Below are 18,011 nucleotides of genomic sequence, written 5' to 3'. Positions count from 1 at the left end.
CATTCAAGTCGCTCGCCGACCCAGACGGGGTATGAACGAATCAGCGCGCGTCGCCGTCGTCGGCGCGGGCGCGGTCGGCCTGACGACCGCCTTCGACCTCGCCGAGCGCGGGGCGCGAGTCACGCTGTTCGAACGCGGCGCGCCCGGTAGCGGGTCGACGGGCCGCGCCGCAGGCATCTGCTACGACGCCTACGCGGAGGACATCGACGTAGCCATCGCCGAGAGCGCGATGGCTCGGTTCCGGTGTCTCTCGGGCGAGGGCGAGTTCGTCTTCCACGAGACGCCGTACGTCTTTCTCGCGCGCGAGGGTGACGACGCGGCCGCCGCGGCGCTCGAAGAATCGGTCGAGCGAATGCGCGTCCACGACCGCGCGGTGTCGCTCGTCGGAGCCGACGAACTGGCCGACCGGTTCTCGATTCGGACCGACGACGTGCTCCTCGCGGGCGTCGCCGAGAACGCCGGCTGGGCCGACCCGGCGGCCTACGCGGACCTGTTCGTCGAGAAGTGCGAGTCCGCGGGCGTCGAGTTCCGCGTCGGCGACGCGGTGACACTCAGAACCGACCCGCCGGGCGTCGCCGTCGACGACGTGGTGACCGCTCGCTTCGACGCCGTCGTCGTCGCGGCCGGCGTCCACTCGCGCCGCCTGCTCGCCGACGCGGGCCACCCAATCGCGCTCAAACCCTACCGGGCGCAGGCGCTCGTCGCCGACTGCGACTACCGTGGGCCGACCGTCTACGACGCGACCGACGAGTCGTACCTGCGGCCGCATCCCGCGGGCGTCCTCGCGGGCGACGGCGTCGAGCCGGTCGAACCCGACCCCGACGACTGGGACCCGACCGCGGACGACTGGTTCGTCGCCGACGCCCTCGACGCGGTTCGACACCGGACGACGGTCGGCGACGCGGGCGAGTCGGAGTTCCCGGATGCAACTGACCCGGAACTCGACCGCGCGTGGGCCGGTCTCTGCGGGGCGACCCCGGACCGAAACCCGCTCGTCGGCGCAGTCGCCGAGGGCGTCTACGTCGCCGCCGGCTGGCACGGTCACGGCTTCATGTGGTCGCCGGCAATCGGTGAGCGACTCGCAGAGGCCGTGCTCGGTGACGGTCAGGCGTTGATTCCGGACGCGTTCGACCCCCAGCGCTTCGACGGCGACGAGGAGTTCGCGGTGGTCGAAGGGATGACGCTCGACGGCGACTAGCGCGAAAAGAAGGTTCAAAGAGGGCGTCGCGCCCGAAACCGCGCGTCAGGCGTCTTGGTCGTCCACATCGCCGAAGTCGTCGGCTTCGTCGGCGGCCTCGGATTCGGACTCAGTGTCGGCCTCGCCCTCGTCTTCTTCTTCGGTCACGGCGATGTCGCTCGCGCGCTCGTCCTTGGGAATCCGAATCTGGAGCGTGCCGTTCTTGCCGACCGTGGCGGTTCCCTCGGCGGCTTCGACCGAGGCGTCGGAGGGGATGGTCGCCTTCCCCGAGAGCGTGAGACCGCGGCCGGGGAAGCGCATCTCGTAGCCCTCGTGGAAGTCTCGGAAGCGGTCGATGCGAATCTCGACTTCGCCGTCGAGGAAGCGGACCTGCACGTCCTCGGCGCGAGCGCCGGGCGCGTCGAAGACGACGAGGTAGGCGTCCTCGGATTCGAGCAGGTCGTGGGCGAGGGGCTTGCGCTCCTGCATCTGGCTGACGCCGCGACCGACTCGTTCGAGGACGGCGTTTGCCGCCGACTCGCCGTACTTCCGCAGGTCGCTCATAGCTGTATCTCCTCCAGGGCGCGGGACTCGCCGCAGTACGGACAGGAGAAGTCCGCCACCGTCACGTCGTCGGGCATGTCGTAGGTGTAGTGCAGCTCGAACATGTCGAGTTCGCAGTCCTCGTTGGCGCACTTGACTTCGAGGGTCGCGGGCATGGCCGTCAGTTACGCTCCCACGCTCATAAACGCGCGGGAGGCGGAAGCGCCCCCACGACGCGGCGCGGGGCCACGACCGCCGACCGGTTGCGTTTTCCGCGTCGAACCCGAACCGCGACCGATGACTGACCCCGCCGACCTCACCGTGACTATCGTCGACGGATACGTCGACGAGCCGGCGCACTTCGGCGTGCCGCCGTACATCTCGACGTATCCGAGGTTCACCGCGGGTGCGGTGGTCGACGCGGGCGTCCCCGAGTCCAACGTCGTCTACCACACCATCGACGAACTCCGCGAGGACAGACAGAAGTGGCGCGACGTGGCCGACGCCGACCTCATGATTTACATCGGCGGCATGACCGTCCCCGGCAAGTACGTCGGCGGGACGCCCGCCGAACCCGACGAGGTGCGCGAACTCGCGTGGGTCGCCGAGGGAACCGCCCTGATGGGCGGGCCGATTCGCTTCGGCGTCGGCGACGAGAACGCCGGCGGCCAGGACATGGAGCGCAAGAACCTCGACTACGACTTCGTCGCCAAGGGCGACATCGAGGCGGCCGCCTACGACCTCGTCGACTCCGGGCTCGAAGGCTTCGGCAACCGCATGCGCGACAACGAGGAACTCGACCGCTGGGCCGCCATGGGCGCGTTCGTGGTCGAACAGCACCCGAACCACCCCGACCACCTCATCTGCGAGATGGAGACCTCTCGGGGCTGTGCCTACCGCTGTTCGTTCTGTACCGAACCGCTGTACGGCAACCCCGCGTTCCGCACCGCCGACTCCGTCGTCAAGGAGGTCGAGAACCTCTACAACCGCGGCGCGCGACACTTCCGGCTCGGCCGGCAGGCCGACATCCTCGCGTTCGGCGGCGACGGCGAGGCTCCGAACCCCGACGCGCTCCGCCGGCTCTACGGCGGCATCCGAGAGGTCGCGCCGGACCTCGGCACGCTCCACCTCGACAACGTCAACCCCATCACCATCGTCGGCTGGCCCGAGAAATCCCGCGAGGCGCTCCGCATCATCGCCGAGCACAACACGGCCGGCGACACCGCGGCGTTCGGCCTCGAATCCGCCGACCCGCTGGTCCAAGAGGAGAACAACCTCAACGTCTCCGCAGACGAGTGTTTCGAGGCGGTCAAAATCGTCAACGAGGTCGCCGGCTGGCGGCCCGGTGACGACCCCGCGGACGCGCCGACCCACGGTTCGGACGCCGCGAACCGACTGCCGAAGCTCCTCCCCGGCATCAACCTCCTCCACGGGCTGAAAGGCGAGCGCGAGGAGACGTTCGAGCACAACAAGCAGTTCCTCCAGCGCGTCTACGACGAGGGCCTCATGGTCCGCCGCATCAACATCCGGCAGGTGATGGCGTTCGACGGCACCGACATGTCCGACACGGGTGCCGACATCGCCCGCGACCACAAACAGCTGTTCAAGACGTACAAAAAGGAGGTCCGCGAGGAAATCGACCGGCCGATGCTCCGCCGGGTCGCGCCCGCGGGGACGGTCCTCCCGAACGTCCATCTCGAATACCACCAGGACGGCCGGACGTTCGGTCGCCAACTCGGCACCTACCCGCTTTTGGTCGGGATTCCGGGCGAGCGCGAACTCGGGAAGACAATCGACGTGGCAGTCGTCGACCACGGCTACCGCTCCGTCACCGGGGTTCCCTACCCGCTTGACTTCAACGAGGCGTCGATGGACGAACTCACCGCCATCCCCGGCATCGGTCGCTCGACCGCTGGCGACATCGTGGTGAACCGTCCCTACGCCGACGCGGCCGACGTGGGCGTCGACGCCGACGTGACGAAGTACGTTCAGTAGTCGTCTCAGAGCTCAGAAACTCATTCTTCACGTGCAACCGCGCACTCCCTAGGCGTCCGGAATACCTCTCTGTTCACTCGCAAGCGTGGTGCGTGATTCACTTGCAGTCGTGGTCTGTCGGCGGCGGGAGACACGTCCCGGCGAGGCGAACCGCGTCGAACGAAAAGAGCGCCGTCAGAAGTCGTCTTCGACGACTTCGCCGACGGCGAAGTTAGACTTGACTTCGGTGATTTCGACCTTCACGCGCTCGCCGACTTCGGTGCCGGGGACGATGATGACGTAGCCGCGTTCGACGCGGGCGATACCGTCGCCCTGCTTGCCGATGTCCTCGATTTCGACGTAGCGGAGTTCACCGGCTTCGACGGGCGGTTGCGGCTCGTTCGTGGGCGTCGGTCCGGCGTTCGGTTCGGACTCGGCGGGTTCGTTCGACTCGCGGGAGATGAGCGCGACGCGGTACGTCTCGCCGGGTTCGACGGTCCCGGTCTCGACTTCGCGGCGCGGAATTTCGACGACGTAGCGGTCGTCCTCGGTGCGAACGTCAGCATTGAACAGACACAGGAGTTTATCTGAGATTTCCACCGTAAGACCTCCAATATGTGGTCAGGCCGGAGTGTTAAAGATGTACCGCAGTCACCGGGATTCGACTACTGAACCCGCGTCCCGTCGGGCCGTTTCGCGCCCTCCGAGTCGTGGACGACAACCTCGCCCGGACCGGTCTCGACCGGTTCGTAGGCCTCGGTGACGCCCCGCGCCTCGCGTAGCTCTCGAATCGCCCGCTCTTTCAGCGCCCGCGCCAGTTCCTCCGCGTCCTCCCGGGAGATGTCCCGGCCGAGGCCCTCGCACTCGTGCGCGCGGACGACGCCCTCCTCGTCGACGGCCTCGCCCATCGGCTGGCTCGTGCCGCCGAGGGCGACGCTGAACGGGTAGGTCTCGCAGATGAGCGGGCGGTCCTCGTGAACCTGACAAGCGCCCTGTCCCGACTCGTCTTCTTCGTAGAACCGACAGTCCCCGCAGGCGCTCGTCTGGAGCGCCCACTCGAATGTCTCGCCCTCGGGGCCGTCGTCGCCCTCGGCGAGGCCGTAGGGCATCGGACGGGCCACGTCCCGCCACTCCATCGGGGTTCCCGACTCGCCTTCTGAATCGTCCCCGCTGGCGTCCTGCAAGGCGCGCACCTCGTCTGGGAAGACAGTCGCGGTGTGCGGCTCGGGGCCGTCGTCGCCCTCGTAGCCCTTACAGCAGGCCCCACAGCGTGTGCACTCGAAGCCGATGGACTCGATGGCGTCGGCGAGTTCCGACACGTCGAGGTCGCGGGCGCGGTCCAGCTCGGCGTCGAGGTCCATACCCGCGATGCGGGCGCGAGCCCAAAGAGGGGCGCGGTTTTTCGCGGGGGAGCGGACTCCGAATCGACGCGCACCCTATCGCGGTTCGACTCGCTCAGCCTCGGAGTCCCAGCGGACCCGACGCTCCGCGGCGAGCTTCTCGATGTGCGCGACGACTGTCGCGCGGGCGAGGTCGCGCACGGCGGAGACGTCCTTGTCGTAGGCGGCGTCGGTCACATCGTCCGGCGTCGTGTTCCCGGCGCGCACCGCGTCGAGGACGCCCCGCTCGCGGTCGCTTCGGTGCGCGACGAGTCGCGCGAGCGTCGCCCGCGGGTCCGTGATTTCGGGGCCGTGACCCGGAAGTAGTCGCTCGGGACCGCGCGCGTGGAGTCGTCTGAGCGCGACGAGGTAGGCGCGAACGTCGCCCTCGGGCGCGCCCACGACGACGCTCCCCTCGGCGACCGCGAGGTCGCCGCAGAGCACGTCCTCGCCGGCGACGAAGCTCACGTGGTCGCGGGCGTGCCCCGGCGTGTCCAGCACCTCGACGCCCGCGCCGACGGGGACGGTCGTCCCCTCCGCGAACGTCTGGTCCGGTTCGATTCCGGTCGCGGCCGAGAAGGCGCGCTCGCGGCCGCGACGACACCAGACCGTTGCGCCGGTCTCGCGGGCGTAGGCGGCCACCGCGCCGACGTGGTCCGCATGGGTGTGGGTAACCGCGATGTGGTCGACGCCCTCGCGCGCGACGAGTACGTCGAGGTCGTCGGTGCGGGCCGCGGGGTCCACGAGCAACGTGTCGCCGCCGTCGGCGACGAGATAGGCGTTCGTCGCGCCGGTCGGCGCGCGGGTGGCGACGGGGACGGAGACGCGCGTGACGTGCATGGCGGCGGCTACGCTCGCCGGCGGGTTAGGTGGTTCGAGAGAAGTGGTGGCTTGGTCTGCGGGAGTGCGCCCCCGCGGGCGGTGGTCTGTCGCGCTATCGGTGGACCGCGCGCTTACGTGTTGAGGAAGTAGACCTGCTTTCGCGCGTCCTTGAAGGAGTAACGCGAGCCGACGAGGTCAGACTCTTCGAGACGGTTGAGCGCGTAGCGGACGGTGCGGTCCGGCAGCAGCGACTCCTCCGCGAGCTGGCCCTGCGAGAGGGGCGCGTCGCTTTCGAGGACTTTTGCGACGAGCTTCGCGCTCGGGGGAAGCTCGCGGAGGCGCTCTCGGAACTCGGATTCCGAGAGCAGGTCTTCAGTATCTGGCTCTGCAGTGGTGGTGCTCATACCCGTCACAGTCGGTTGCTCCGTGTTAAGGGTTAGCTACAAGTGTGTGAAAAGAATCCAGACACATAATACACATATTAATATCGTGCGTTTGTTGGAAAATCGCCCGCGAGTAGGCGTCTCACTCCACGTTTCGCATCGTATCGACCGATGGAGTGCCGAGTCGATAGCTCCCGAGCGGCGCGTGGCACTCCGGACAGTGGACGACGAGCCACCCTTCGCTGACGTGCCGTGTTAACTCATCTGCCTCGCAGGTCACGCCACAGTTTCTGCATGTTGGCATATACCATGCTACGTGCTCAGTCAAGGAAAGTCTCTCTCTCGCCGCCCGCCGAACCCCGCTTCCGCACCGCGTATCCAGTACCGTTTTAGGCTCCCCCCCGCGAGTATGCGTAGCGTGAAAGGAAAGGAGTGGTACCAGGCCGACGAGGTCGCCCAGGAGTACGACTCAAAGCGGTTCTCCAAGGGCGGTCGCCTCATCGACCGGCGAGAGAAGGAGGCGGTCCTCGCGGCGCTCGGCCCCGTCGAGGATAAGAACGTCCTCGAAATCGCCTGCGGGACCGGCCGGTTCACCGTGATGCTCGCCCAGGAGGGGGCGAACGTCGTCGGACTGGACATCTCGCGGGCGATGATGGTACAGGGGCGGGAGAAGGCCCGTAGAGCGGGCGTCGCCGACCGCATCGAGTTCCTCCGCGGCGACGCCGCGCGGCTGCCCTTCCCGGACGACCACTTCGACGCGGTGTTCGCGATGCGGTTTTTCCACCTCGCGGACACCCCGGCGAAGTTCTTAGCCGAGATGGCCCGCGTCTCGAAAGAGCAGGTGTTCTTCGACACCTTCAACGACGGGAGCCTCCGGGTGGCCTACAACTGGCTGCTCCCGATGGGGTCGCGGCTCTACTCGGAAGGCGACGTGCGGCGGCTGCTCGGCGACGCCGGGCTCGACCTCGCCGGCGCGAAACACGACTTCGTCATCCCGTTCGGCTTCTACCGGAAGGTCCCCAACGGCATCGCACAGCCGTTCCGTTCGCTGGACCTCGCCGTCGGCGACTCGCCGGTCGGCGACGACCTCGCGTCCGTGTCGTACTGGAGTGCGCGGGTCGAGTCCGCCGACGAGCAGTCCCGCGCGGCGACTCGGGCGAGCGACGCCGAGTGAGCCGTTCTCACGGCAGATTTTAACACGATTCTCGATTCACATTTAAGTACGTCCACCGCAACTGTCGGGTATGGATCTCTCGGTTGTGCTCCCGACGCTCAACGGTCGGGACCGGCTCGCCACCAGCCTCGATGCGCTGGCCGAGCACGCCCCCGACGCGGAAGTCGTCGTCGTCAACGGCCCCTCCGCCGACGGCACGACCGGGATGGTGAGAGAGCGCGACGACGTGGACGTGCTGGTCGAAATCTCCGACCGCAACCTCAACGTCGCTCGCAACGCCGGCCTCGAAGTCGCCAGCGGCGACGTGGTGGCGCTCCTCCGATACGACCTCTCCGTCGAATCGTCGTGGCTGTCGGCGCTCGAAGACGGCATCGCCGACGCCGACGTGGTCACCGGACCGATGCACCAGACGCTCCGCAACGGCATGACGACCGAGTCCCTCGAACGGAACGCCATCGGCGGCCGCACGGTGACGTACTTCAACGGCGGCAACGTCGCGTTCCGCCGCGAGGCAATCGACGCCCTCGACGGCTTCGACGAGTACCTCCAGACGGGCGGCGCGCGCGACGCGGCCCATCGCCTCGCCGGCTTCGACCGCTCCGTCGCGTGGGCACCCGAGATGTGCGTCCGCCGCGAGTTCGAGGCCGACGGCGGCATCTCCGAGCGCGACTGGGGCTGGAAGTACCGTTCGCTCACCTATCGACTCGTGAAGAACTACGGGGTCAGACCGGGGACAGTCAAGCGGACAGCGAAACACGCGATTTCGGACGGCGTCGACGCCGCTCTCGGCGTCGTGAAAGGCGACGTGACGCCCTCGGGGTGGGCGGGAACCGGCCGCGACGTGGTCGGCGGCATCGCCACGGGCGTCTCCGACGGGTTGGTCGCCCGCGCCCGCGACCGAACCAGAGCGCGCAATCCCCACGGCCAGTCGAAGCGCGCCGACCGCGCCGTCGCCCGATACGACTGGCGCTGACTCGTTTTACCGCTCTCCGGGAGCGAGCGCCTCGATGACCCGCGCCGCGTTCTTCGAAAACGCCTTCGCCAGCGCGTCCTCCGACACGTCGAGCGTCAGAATCTCCATGACGCCCACGTTCGGGTGGGTCTCCGGTGCGCCGCTACCGAACAGCACGCGGTCCGGGTGTTCGAGGAGCGCGCGTTCGAGCACGCTCCGATAGCGGACGAAACTCGTGTCGAGGTAGAGGTCGTCGTGGTCGTCGAGGAGGTCGATGGCCTCGTCCATCAGCCCGCGGTCGAGCGGAAAGCCGCCGAAGCTCGACAGGATGACCGGGAACCGGCCGAGGAGCGACTCGGCGACCGCGCTCGGCTCGAACACCTGTCCGCCTTCGACGAAGACGGGAAGCCCGACGTCCTCCAGCATGGCGAGCGTCTCGTCGTCCGGGAGCCCGTCGACCGCCGGCGCGAGCGAGAACCCGTGGAAGCGGTCGTCGTAGGCGTACTGCTCGATGTCGTCGGGGTCGGCGTGGTGGTCCGCCCGCGACGACGTGAGGTTCCGGAGCCGCGCGGAGGCCCGACCGCTCGGGTCGCGCGGGCCGTTGATGCGGGCGAACGCCAGGAACGGCCGGTCGACGCTCATCCGCGCGACCGCGTTGTTCGGGCGGAGGTAGCTCCCCTCGACCCGCTGTGCGCCCGGCGAGACGACGGCGCGGACGACGCCCGCCTGATGCAGTTCGCGCTCCAGCCGCTCGGGGCTTATCTCCCGCCCGCGCGCCGCGACCGACTGTTCGTCGGGGTCGAGGCGGGCGTTCACGTCCACGACCCTGAACCCGTGTTCCAACTCCAGCATTGTCGAGTCACTCACCGGTGTCCGCCAAATAGGTTGCAGAATCCGCCGTAGTCGTTTCATCGAGGGCACAGTACTGACCCGTTCGTTCAGCGACGCGTGACGGTCATTCCTTCACGACGGTAGGGAGAGACGCTGAAACGCAGCTTTTTGGCCTATTCCACCTATCGTCCACGCGTGTGCCTCATCGTCGAGGTCGTCGCCCCGCTGTCCGCGCTCCCGTTCGGTCCCGCGGCCGAGGAACACGACATCGAACTGGAGCTGGAACGGTCCGTCCCGACCGCCTTGCAGGCGGCGTCGTTCGTCTGGGTCCGCGGTCCCGACGCGGGGGCGTTCGGAGAGGTGGCGCGGTCGCTTCCGAGCATCGACGACCTCACGCTCGTCGAATCTGTCTCGGACCGGGCGCTCTACGGCGTCTCGTGGGACGCCTCTGAGGCTCCGATTTTCGACGCGTTAGTGTCCAGAGACGCGGTTCTCTTAGAGTGTCTCTCGACCGGTAACTCGTGGTGGCTCAAGCTCCGCGTCTCCTCGCACCGCGTGCTGACCGACCTCAGACGCGAGTGGGCGGCCCACGGCATCGACACCGAGTTCGACCGCATCACGTCGGTCGCGGCCGAGGAAGCGCCAGCGAGCGAGGGGCTGACCGACACGCAACTCGAAGCCCTGCTTCTCGCGCTCGAACGCGGCTACTTCGACGAACGCCGGGACACGTCTCTGGACGAACTCGGCACGGAACTCGGCATCTCGCGGCAGGCGGTCGCCGCCCGCCTCAAACGCGCATACCGGACGCTCGCAGAGCGGATTCGGGACGAGCGACCCCCACAATAACGGGTTACATAGTCAACCCACACCAATAGGTACTCCACTACCCATTCGGTCTGTATGGACGACCCGCTCGAAGATGGAGCCGGGTCCGTGGTAACCACCTCCGTCGAACGGTACGACGAGGTTGCGGTCGCCATCGCTTCGGCGGTCGCGACGGCCACGGAACTCAGCCCACTCGAACTCCCGCCGCTCTCGGAAATCGGCGTTGACCCCGAAGCTCTCGACGTTCTCTTTCACCCTTCTCACGACCCGTCTCGACGGTTCTCGTTCCGGTACGCGGGCCACCTCGTCTCGCTGTTCGGAGACGGAACGCTCACCGTCGACTCGCTCGACGACTAGCGACGCGTCCGAATCGAGCGCCGTCCGAGCGCGTCGTCGCCCGAGTCCGGTCGTCCAACGGTCTCGTCGTCCAGCCGCCGCCATCGTCCGCACACCGCCCACTCCAGCGTGACCTCGTGCTCCCGAACGCGCCCTCGTTCAGCCGGCGATTCGAACTACGGTCGCCTCGCTCTCGAATCCGAAAACCGTCGCCCTGTCGTGCGATTTCGTAGCTCACTCTCGCCGAAACGTATTTATAGAACTGCAATCGTTGATAGCGGTTGAGGTTTCAACATGGCTTCACGAATGCAGCAACCGTTATACATTCTCGCAGAGGGGACGAACCGAACGCACGGCCGCTCCGCGCAGGACTCCAACATCCGCGCCGGAAAGGCGGTCGCCGAAGCCGTACGGACCACACTCGGGCCGCGCGGCATGGACAAGATGCTCGTCGACTCCTCGGGCGAGGTCGTCATCACGAACGACGGTGCGACCATCCTCGAGAAGATGGACATCGAGCACCCCGCCGCGCAGATGATCGTCGAAGTCTCCCAGACCCAAGAGGAGGAAGTCGGCGACGGCACGACCACCGCGGCCGTCCTCACCGGCGAACTCCTCGCGCACGCCGAGGACCTCCTCGACGACGACCTCCACCCGACGGTTATCGTCGAGGGCTACACCGAGGCCGCCCGCATCGCCCAAGAAGCCATCGACGACATGGTCCTCGACGTGACGCTCGACGACGACCTGCTCCGCAAGGTCGCCGAATCCTCCATGACCGGCAAGGGCACCGGCGACGTGACCGCCGACGTGCTCGCCAAACACGTCGTCAAGGCGGTCCAGATGGTCCACGGTGACGGCGACGGGGCCTTCCACCGCGACGACGTTCGTGTGCTCACCCGCACGGGCGCGTCCTCCTCGGCGACCGAACTCGTCGAGGGCGTCGTCCTCGACAAGGAACCCGTCAACGAGAACATGCCTCGGGCCGTCTCCGACGCGACCGTCGCGGTCCTCGACATGAAACTCGACGTTCGCAAGGGCGAGGTCGACACCGAGTACAACATCACCTCCGTCGACCAGCTCACCGCGGCCATCGACGCCGAGGACAAGGAACTCCGCGGCTACGCGGCGGCCCTCAAGGACGCCGGCGTCGACGTGGTGTTCTGCACCAAGTCCATCGACGACCGCGTCGCGGGCTACCTCGCCGACGCGGGCATCCTCGCGTTCAAGAGCGTGAAGAAGTCCGACGCCCGTGCTCTCGCCCGCGCGACCGGCGCGAAGCGCCTCGGCTCGCTGTCCGACCTCGACGAGTCCGACCTCGGTCACGTCGACTCCGTGAGCATCCGCACCTTCGGCGACGACGACCTCGCGTTCGTCGAGGGCGGCTCGGCGGCGAAGGCCGTCACGCTGTTCCTCCGCGGCGGCACCGAACACGTCGTCGACGAACTCGAACGCGCCATCCAAGACGCGGTCGACGTGGTCGTCGCCGCCATCGACAAGGGCGGTGTCGTCCCCGGCGCGGGCGCGACCGAAATCGCCATCGCCGACCGCATCCGCTCCGAGGCCGCCGGCATCGAGGGCCGCAAGCAACTGGCCGTCGAGGCCTACGCCGACGCCGTCGAGGCGCTCCCGCGCACCCTCGCCGAGAACACCGGGATGGACCCCATCGACGCGCTCGTCGACCTCCGCGCCCGCTACGAAAACGAGGGCATCGCCGGCATCATCTCCTCGGGCCGCAGCGGCGAAATCGGCGACCCCGTCGAACTCGGCGTCATCGACCCCGTCGCGGTCAAGCGCGAAGCCATCGAGTCCGCGACCGAGGCCGCGACGATGATCGTCCGCATCGACGACGTCATCGCCGCCAAGTAACCGAACCGCCCGCAGAACACTCTCCCCCACCCACCGGCGGTGCGTTCCGCCGCCGGGCCACTTCGTGTCGCTTTTTCCGTCTTTCCGCTCTCGTATGGTTGCTCCCAAGCCGCGCCGCTGAGCGAGAATCTATCAACTGGTCGCTATGTTCTCCCGTCGCGAGCGTCGAGCTGCACTCCATGTCCGACGAAGTCGGGCTTCCGGAAGCCGTGTCGATGGCGATTGGTGGAATGGTCGGCGGGGGTATCTTCGCCGTGCTCGCCGTGGTCGTCGTCGGCGTCGAGGTGCTCTACTTCGAGCGCGACACCATCGCGGACGAGGTCCAGTCCGCGGAGCGGCGCGTGGAAAACGAACTGTAACTCCGGCGCGCGGCCTCGGGAGTCTCCACTTAGACCCGCGGGAGTCGCCAGTCGTAGCGGAGCGCGAGCAACCGCACCGAGAAGACGAGCGCGGCGCACAGTCCCGAAGGGACGCCGGTCGGCGCGCCGGCCGCGCGGGCGGCGAGGAAGCCGAGACCCCCGACGACGGCGGGCGTCGCGTAGAAGTCGTCGCGGAGGACGACCGGCACGCGCCCGATGAGGATGTCGGCGATGGAGCCGCCACCGACGGCCGTGATGGTCGCGAGGACGACGATGCCGAACGACGTGACGCCGGCGTCGACGCCGACGAGCGCGCCGGTCGCCGCGAACGCCGACAGCCCGACCGCGTCGGAGGTCAGGAACGCCGGATGGTCGCGCACGCGCCCCTCTATCGAGTGGATGAGGACGATTGCGAGGCCGACGCCGACGAGCGCGACGCTCATGTCCCACGTCCCCGCGAGCGAGGCCGGTAGCCGGTCGACGAGCACGTCGCGGGTCGTCCCGCCGCCGAGGGCGGTCACGACGCCGAGGACGGAGACGCCGAACACGTCGAGACCGGCTTCGGCGGCCTTGAGCGCCCCGGCGACCGCGAACGCGAGGAGACCGACGACGTTCATCACCGCGAAGGGGTCGATTTCGGGGACGACGACGGAGGCGGGGGCGACGGCGGCGGAACTGGGAACAGGGATGGCGGCGGAACTGAGAGCGAGGGCGGAGACGAGAACGCTCATCAGTCGACCCGGAGTTCCACGCGGTCGCCGGGCGCGAGACCGAACGCCTCGTCGCCGCGGCCGTGGTTCACGTCACACTCGACGTTGCCGTGACTGCCGACAGTGACCAGTTTCTCGCCGCGCGGGACGGCCTCGAAGGTGCGACCGACCGGGACTGACTCACCGTTGACCGAGATGGCCTCGCCCGCCGCGTCGCGGACGAACTCGCCCGGGACGTTGGTGATGCAGTTGCCGAAGTCGTCGACGACGAGTACCTCGCCGGTCGCCTCGCGGCCGTCGGCCGAGACGGTCGCCTCGGGGAGACGACACTCGGCGAGCGAGTCGAGCGCAATCGGTTCGAAGCGGTCGACCGACCCGAGCGCCGACGCGCCTGCGACGTGAGCGTCGGCGGCCGCGGGCGCGAACACGTCCCGTCCGTGGAAGGTCGTGGACTCGGGGTTCGGAACGTCGATTTCGTAGGCCTCGACGGGCGCGTCGTCGGCGAGTTCGGCGGCGACGCGTCGCGCCGGCGGGCGGAGAACGCCGTTGTCGGGTCCGACGAAGACGTGGTCGCCGACGCGGAGGACGACCGCGCGCCGGTCGGTGCCGACGCCGGGGTCGACCACGACGAGGTGGACCGCCGGCGGGAAGTACGGAAGCGTCTCGCGGAGCCAGAATGCGGCCGCGCGAACGTCCTGTCGCGGGAGGTCGTGGGCCACGTCCACGAGTCGCGCGTCGGTCCGCGAGAGGACGACGCCTTTCATCGCGGCGGGGTACGCCAGTCCGAAGTCGGACGCGAGGGTAATCATCTCAACAGGGGTTCGGGTCGCGGTCCTCGTCGTCACCGAAGCGCTCCGAGCCGTCGGTGGCCGTGACGCGCTGGAGGCGCTCGATGCCGTCGATTTCGCGGACCACGTCGGCCACCTCGTCGGGGACGAGCGACTCCCAGTCGCGGTCTTCTATCATGCGCTGGCGGACCTCCGTGCCCTCCAGCACCTCGCGGTTGAACATGGGCGACTGGTGGACCTCGACGCCCGCCTCTTTGAACAGTTGGATGACGAGCGGGTTGTTGGAGTACGCCACCTCGAACGCGGGGGACATCGACTGGACGTGGCTGACCCACACTGAGTTGCGGTCGAGGTCCTCGATGGGGACCGCGTAGGTCGTGATGTCGAAGTCGGAGACGGCCTTGTTGACCATCATGATTCGCTCGCCCGCGGTGAACGGGTTCCGCGGCGAGTGCGAGTCGCCCGCGGACCCGATACCGAGGACGAGTTCGTCGACTTCGGTGGCAATCTCTTCGACCATTCGGTGGTGGCCGTTGTGGTACGGCTGGAATCGGCCGATGTAGAACCCCCGCATGCGTCGGGCGTTAGTCCGGATTACTTATAAATACGCCGAGTTACGAGAATTCCGGTATTCCGGTGGTAGGGCCGTCGAAACGCGAGGTTACGGCAAGGTACGCCGGATGCACCCGGGGAGAAAGTATATCAGTCGCAGGGCCTACGTTAGAAGTAGCGACGACAGTTCTATGAGTAACGATACGAACACCGACGACAGCCTCCACGAGCGGGAGGATTCACCCGACGACGCGCCCTCGGAAGAGGGTATCGACGACGGGGGGACGCTCCAGCACGACGAGGCCGAAGAGGTCGATAAGAAGACGATCGACGACCTCGGGAGCGATGTCGAAATCGACGCCGACGTGGCCGAGAACGTGGACGAGGACGACCTCCTCGGTGGTCTCCAGATAGAGACGACCGACGAGATTCCCGTTCCGGACCGTCTCGTCGACCAAGTTATCGGGCAGGAGCACGCCCGCGACGTCATCATGAAGGCGGCAAAGCAGCGCCGCCACGTCATGATGATCGGCTCCCCGGGGACGGGGAAGTCGATGCTCGCCAAGGCGATGTCCGAGCTTCTCCCCCGCGAGGAGCTTCAGGACGTGCTCGTCTACCACAACCCCGACGACGGCAATCGCCCCAAGGTCCGCACGGTCCCCGCGGGCAAGGGTGACCAGATCGTCGAGGCGCACAAAGAGGAGGCACGCAAGCGCAACCAGATGCGCTCGTTCCTCATGTGGATCATTATCGCGGTCGTGCTGGGCTACTCGCTCATCATCGCCCAGCAGGTCCTGCTCGGCATCCTCGCCGCGGGTATCATCTACCTCGCGTTCCGCTACGGCTCGCGCGGCAGCGACGCGATGATTCCGAACCTCATCGTGAACAACGCCGACCAGAAGTCCGCGCCGTTCCAGGACGCGACGGGCGCCCACGCGGGCGCGCTCCTCGGCGACGTCCGCCACGACCCGTTCCAGTCTGGCGGCATGGAGACGCCTAGCCACGACCGCGTCGAACCCGGCGCGATTCACAAGTCGAACAAGGGCGTCCTGTTCGTCGACGAGATCAACACGCTCGACGTGCGCAGCCAGCAGCACCTGATGACGGCCATCCAGGAGGGCGAGTTCTCCATCACGGGCCAGTCCGAGCGCTCCTCGGGCGCGATGGTCCAGACTGAACCCGTCCCGACGGACTTCATCATGATTGCCGCGGGTAACCTCGACGCGATGGAGAACATGCACCCCGCGCTCCGCTCCCGTATCAAGGGCTACGGGTACGAGGTGTACATGGACGACACCATCGAGGACACCCCGGAGATGCGCCGCAAGTACGCGCGCTTCGTGGCCCAGGAGGTCACCAACGACGGCCGGCTCCCGCACTTCACCGAGGAGGCGGTCGAGGAGCTCATCCTCGAAGCCCGCCGCCGCGCCGGTCGCAAGGGTCACCTCACCCTCGAATTCCGTAACCTCGGCGGCCTCGTCCGCGTCGCGGGCGACATCGCTCGCGGCGAGAACGCCGAACTGACCACCCGCGACCACGTGCTGCAGGCCAAGCGCCGCGCGCGCTCCATCGAGCAGCAGATCGCGGACCAGTACATCGAGCGCCGCAAGGACTACGAGCTGTCGGTCAACGACGGCTTCGTCACCGGCCGCGTCAACGGCCTCGCCGTCATGGGCGAAGACTCCGGTATCATGCTCCCCGTGATGGCCGAAGTCACGCCCTCGCAGGGCCCCGGCCAGGTCATCGCGACCGGCCAGCTCAAGGAGATGGCCGAAGAGTCCGTCCAGAACGTCTCGGCCATCATCAAGAAGTTCTCCAACCAGGACCTCTCGGAGATGGACGTGCACGTGCAGTTCGTCCAGACCGGCCAGCAGGGCGTCGACGGCGACTCCGCGTCCATCACGGTCGCGACCGCCGTCATCTCCGCGCTGGAGGATATCCCCATCGACCAGTCGGTCGCTATGACCGGCTCGCTGTCGGTGCGCGGCGACGTGCTCCCGGTCGGTGGCGTCACCCACAAGATCGAAGCCGCCGCGAAGGCCGGCTGTTCGACGGTCATCATCCCTGCCGCCAACGAGCAGGACGTGATGATCGAAGACGAGTACAAGGAGATGGTCGACATCATCCCCGTCTCGCACATCAGCGAAGTCCTCGACGTCGCCCTCGAAGGCGAACCCGAGAAGGACTCGCTCGTGGACCGCCTCAAGAGCATCACCGGCTCCGCCCTCAACAAGGGCCAGGGCGTCAAGGGGCCCTCCAGCCCCAGCCCGCAGTAACGCCGGATGACCGATTGGGCGGCGTTCGCAGGCTTCACCGGCCTCGTCCTCGCCGTCTTACTCTCTCTCGCGCACTTTTCTCGTGGCGTCCCGCACGCTGAGGGGACCGACTCCGACGCGCCCGTCGCTCCCGACGACGACGATGCCGACTCCAACCACAATGCCGACTCCGACCCCTCCCAAAACACCCGAGTCGATACGCCGGACGACTCTGTTTCGCCCCCCACCGAACCAACCGATTCCGACGAATCGGCTGCCCCCGACACCATCTCGCTGGCCTCCGTTTCGGTCGATTCGACCGGCGCGTCGTCGCGACCCGAGTCGCCGACGCTCGCCGAGGGCGACGTTGTGGACGACACCGACCCCGACGCGATGGCCGGTTCCGAACCCGAGTCCGACCGAGCGACACCGCCCGGCGTCACCGCGGCCCCCGTCTCGGCCGTCTCGGAGCGCTCGGCGTCCGCCGAGGACCTCCCGCCGCATCTCCTCCTCGCCAACGTCGCGCTCTCACAGGCGTTCCTCGGTGGCTTTCTCGGCCTCGGCGCGTGGTACGCGGGCGTGCCGGCCGCGGCGCTCGGCCTCTCCGTCGCCAACGTCCCGACGCAACTCGCCGTCGGCGTCGGACTCGGCATCGCGCTCTACGGGGCCAACCGGGTCGGTTCGACGGTCAGCGAGCGATTCGGCATCGCCCCCGACGAGGCGGTCCGCGAGTCGCTGACGCCGCGGACGACCGCGGGCTGGGTGTTCCTGTTCGCGGTCGCACTTCCACTCATCGCCGGCTTCGAGGAACTGCTGTTTCGGGGGGCGCTCGTGGGGGCGGTCGCCGCCGGCTTCGACGTGTCGCCGTGGTTCTTGGCGGCCGTGTCCTCGGCCGCCTTCGGCGCGGGTCACGGCGCACAGGGCCGACTCGGTATCATCGTCACGGGCCTCCTCGGGTTCGTCCTCGCGGCGGCGTTCGTCCTCACCGAGAGCCTGCTGGTCGTGGTCGTCGCCCACTACCTCGTGAACGCGCTGGAGTTCGCGGGCCACGAACTGTTCGGCTGGTAGCGGGCCCTCGCCGC

20 protein-coding genes are annotated in these 18,011 nt (G+C 67.9%); 10 read left to right on the top strand and 10 right to left on the bottom strand.

Features of this window, described 5'->3' with window-relative positions; all coding sequences use genetic code 11:
• Positions 1-31: 31 nt before the first annotated feature.
• Positions 32-1,198, top strand: coding sequence for an FAD-binding oxidoreductase (locus C5B90_RS03845; protein WP_115879230.1), 1,167 nt, complete (start codon positions 32-34; stop codon positions 1,196-1,198).
• A 45-nt stretch (positions 1,199-1,243) separates the two neighbouring features.
• Here C5B90_RS03845 and C5B90_RS03840 read toward each other — a convergent pair whose 3' ends face one another.
• Together C5B90_RS03840 and C5B90_RS20720 are read right to left on the bottom strand one after the other, a co-directional pair.
• Positions 1,244-1,741 (bottom strand): Hsp20/alpha crystallin family protein, encoded by a 498-nt coding sequence (locus tag C5B90_RS03840; RefSeq protein ID WP_115879228.1) that lies wholly within the window; start codon positions 1,739-1,741, stop codon positions 1,244-1,246.
• On the bottom strand, positions 1,738-1,896 hold the full coding sequence (locus tag C5B90_RS20720) for a hypothetical protein (protein ID WP_004044170.1): 159 nt from the start codon (positions 1,894-1,896) through the stop codon (positions 1,738-1,740). Before C5B90_RS20720 ends, C5B90_RS03840 begins: the two co-directional genes overlap by 4 nt.
• Before the next feature lie 121 nt (positions 1,897-2,017).
• Between C5B90_RS20720 and C5B90_RS03835 the strand changes: the two genes are divergently transcribed.
• The gene (locus C5B90_RS03835; RefSeq protein WP_058565792.1) at positions 2,018-3,715 is read left to right on the top strand and encodes a radical SAM protein; all 1,698 of its coding nucleotides are present in this window, start codon (positions 2,018-2,020) and stop codon (positions 3,713-3,715) included.
• Positions 3,716-3,889: 174 nt separating this feature from the next.
• On the opposite strand, the gene C5B90_RS03830 is transcribed toward C5B90_RS03835, so the two are convergent.
• The 4 genes from C5B90_RS03830 to C5B90_RS03815 all read right to left on the bottom strand — a co-directional run bounded on the left by C5B90_RS03830 (position 3,890) and on the right by C5B90_RS03815 (position 6,299).
• On the bottom strand, positions 3,890-4,294 hold the full coding sequence (locus C5B90_RS03830; protein WP_004044168.1) for a TRAM domain-containing protein: 405 nt from the start codon (positions 4,292-4,294) through the stop codon (positions 3,890-3,892).
• 65 nt (positions 4,295-4,359) lie between these two features.
• A complete protein-coding gene (locus C5B90_RS03825) occupies positions 4,360-5,055 on the bottom strand; it encodes a YkgJ family cysteine cluster protein (protein ID WP_115879226.1) in 696 nt (231 codons plus the stop codon).
• Positions 5,056-5,130: 75 nt separating this feature from the next.
• Positions 5,131-5,913: an MBL fold metallo-hydrolase gene (locus C5B90_RS03820; RefSeq protein WP_115879224.1), complete on the bottom strand. Its 783-nt coding sequence runs from the start codon at positions 5,911-5,913 to the stop codon at positions 5,131-5,133.
• A 113-nt stretch (positions 5,914-6,026) separates the two neighbouring features.
• Positions 6,027-6,299, bottom strand: a complete 273-nt coding sequence (locus tag C5B90_RS03815) for a winged helix-turn-helix domain-containing protein (protein ID WP_004972706.1) — start codon at positions 6,297-6,299, stop codon at positions 6,027-6,029.
• A gap of 397 nt (positions 6,300-6,696) precedes the next feature.
• Between C5B90_RS03815 and C5B90_RS03810 the strand changes: the two genes are divergently transcribed.
• On the top strand, positions 6,697-7,452 hold the full coding sequence (locus tag C5B90_RS03810; RefSeq protein ID WP_199517433.1) for a class I SAM-dependent methyltransferase: 756 nt from the start codon (positions 6,697-6,699) through the stop codon (positions 7,450-7,452).
• Between the two features lie 70 nt (positions 7,453-7,522).
• Positions 7,523-8,425 carry a glycosyltransferase family 2 protein gene (locus C5B90_RS03805; RefSeq protein ID WP_115879220.1) on the top strand — a complete coding sequence of 301 codons (903 nt, stop codon included), beginning with the start codon at positions 7,523-7,525 and terminating at the stop codon, positions 8,423-8,425.
• Positions 8,426-8,431: 6 nt separating this feature from the next.
• On the opposite strand, the gene C5B90_RS03800 is transcribed toward C5B90_RS03805, so the two are convergent.
• Positions 8,432-9,256, bottom strand: coding sequence for an amidohydrolase family protein (locus C5B90_RS03800; RefSeq protein ID WP_058565797.1), 825 nt, complete (start codon positions 9,254-9,256; stop codon positions 8,432-8,434).
• Between the two features lie 174 nt (positions 9,257-9,430).
• On the opposite strand from C5B90_RS03800, the gene C5B90_RS03795 reads away from it, so the two are divergent.
• From C5B90_RS03795 to C5B90_RS03780, 4 genes are all read left to right on the top strand, one after another.
• Positions 9,431-10,081 (top strand): helix-turn-helix domain-containing protein, encoded by a 651-nt coding sequence (locus tag C5B90_RS03795; RefSeq protein ID WP_115879218.1) that lies wholly within the window; start codon positions 9,431-9,433, stop codon positions 10,079-10,081.
• A 54-nt stretch (positions 10,082-10,135) separates the two neighbouring features.
• Entirely contained in the window at positions 10,136-10,417 is a 282-nt protein-coding gene (locus C5B90_RS03790; RefSeq protein WP_115879216.1) for a HalOD1 output domain-containing protein, read from the top strand.
• 285 nt (positions 10,418-10,702) lie between these two features.
• Positions 10,703-12,265: a thermosome subunit alpha gene (thsA, locus tag C5B90_RS03785; RefSeq protein ID WP_115879214.1), complete on the top strand. Its 1,563-nt coding sequence runs from the start codon at positions 10,703-10,705 to the stop codon at positions 12,263-12,265.
• A gap of 179 nt (positions 12,266-12,444) precedes the next feature.
• On the top strand, positions 12,445-12,624 hold the full coding sequence (locus C5B90_RS03780) for a hypothetical protein (protein ID WP_115879212.1): 180 nt from the start codon (positions 12,445-12,447) through the stop codon (positions 12,622-12,624).
• 29 nt (positions 12,625-12,653) lie between these two features.
• Here C5B90_RS03780 and C5B90_RS03775 read toward each other — a convergent pair whose 3' ends face one another.
• From C5B90_RS03775 to C5B90_RS03765, 3 genes are all read right to left on the bottom strand, one after another.
• Entirely contained in the window at positions 12,654-13,241 is a 588-nt protein-coding gene (locus C5B90_RS03775; protein ID WP_115880560.1) for a trimeric intracellular cation channel family protein, read from the bottom strand.
• Between the two features lie 113 nt (positions 13,242-13,354).
• Entirely contained in the window at positions 13,355-14,143 is a 789-nt protein-coding gene (locus C5B90_RS03770) for an S-adenosyl-l-methionine hydroxide adenosyltransferase family protein (protein ID WP_115879210.1), read from the bottom strand.
• A 1-nt stretch (position 14,144) separates the two neighbouring features.
• Positions 14,145-14,696: a nicotinamide-nucleotide adenylyltransferase gene (locus C5B90_RS03765; protein ID WP_115879208.1), complete on the bottom strand. Its 552-nt coding sequence runs from the start codon at positions 14,694-14,696 to the stop codon at positions 14,145-14,147.
• A gap of 169 nt (positions 14,697-14,865) precedes the next feature.
• Here C5B90_RS03765 and lonB point away from each other — a divergent pair, with 169 nt between their 5' ends.
• Positions 14,866-16,950, top strand: a complete 2,085-nt coding sequence (lonB, locus tag C5B90_RS03760) for an ATP-dependent protease LonB (protein ID WP_115879206.1) — start codon at positions 14,866-14,868, stop codon at positions 16,948-16,950.
• Positions 16,951-16,956: 6 nt separating this feature from the next.
• Positions 16,957-17,997 carry a CPBP family intramembrane glutamic endopeptidase gene (locus C5B90_RS03755; RefSeq protein ID WP_115879204.1) on the top strand — a complete coding sequence of 347 codons (1,041 nt, stop codon included), beginning with the start codon at positions 16,957-16,959 and terminating at the stop codon, positions 17,995-17,997.
• Positions 17,998-18,011: the final 14 nt, after the last annotated feature.

Source organism: Haloferax sp. Atlit-12N (genome assembly GCF_003383095.1).
Classification (GTDB): domain Archaea; phylum Halobacteriota; class Halobacteria; order Halobacteriales; family Haloferacaceae; genus Haloferax.
The sequence above is the reverse complement of the archived record's forward strand: the minus strand, read 5'-3'. Positions and strand labels throughout refer to the sequence as shown.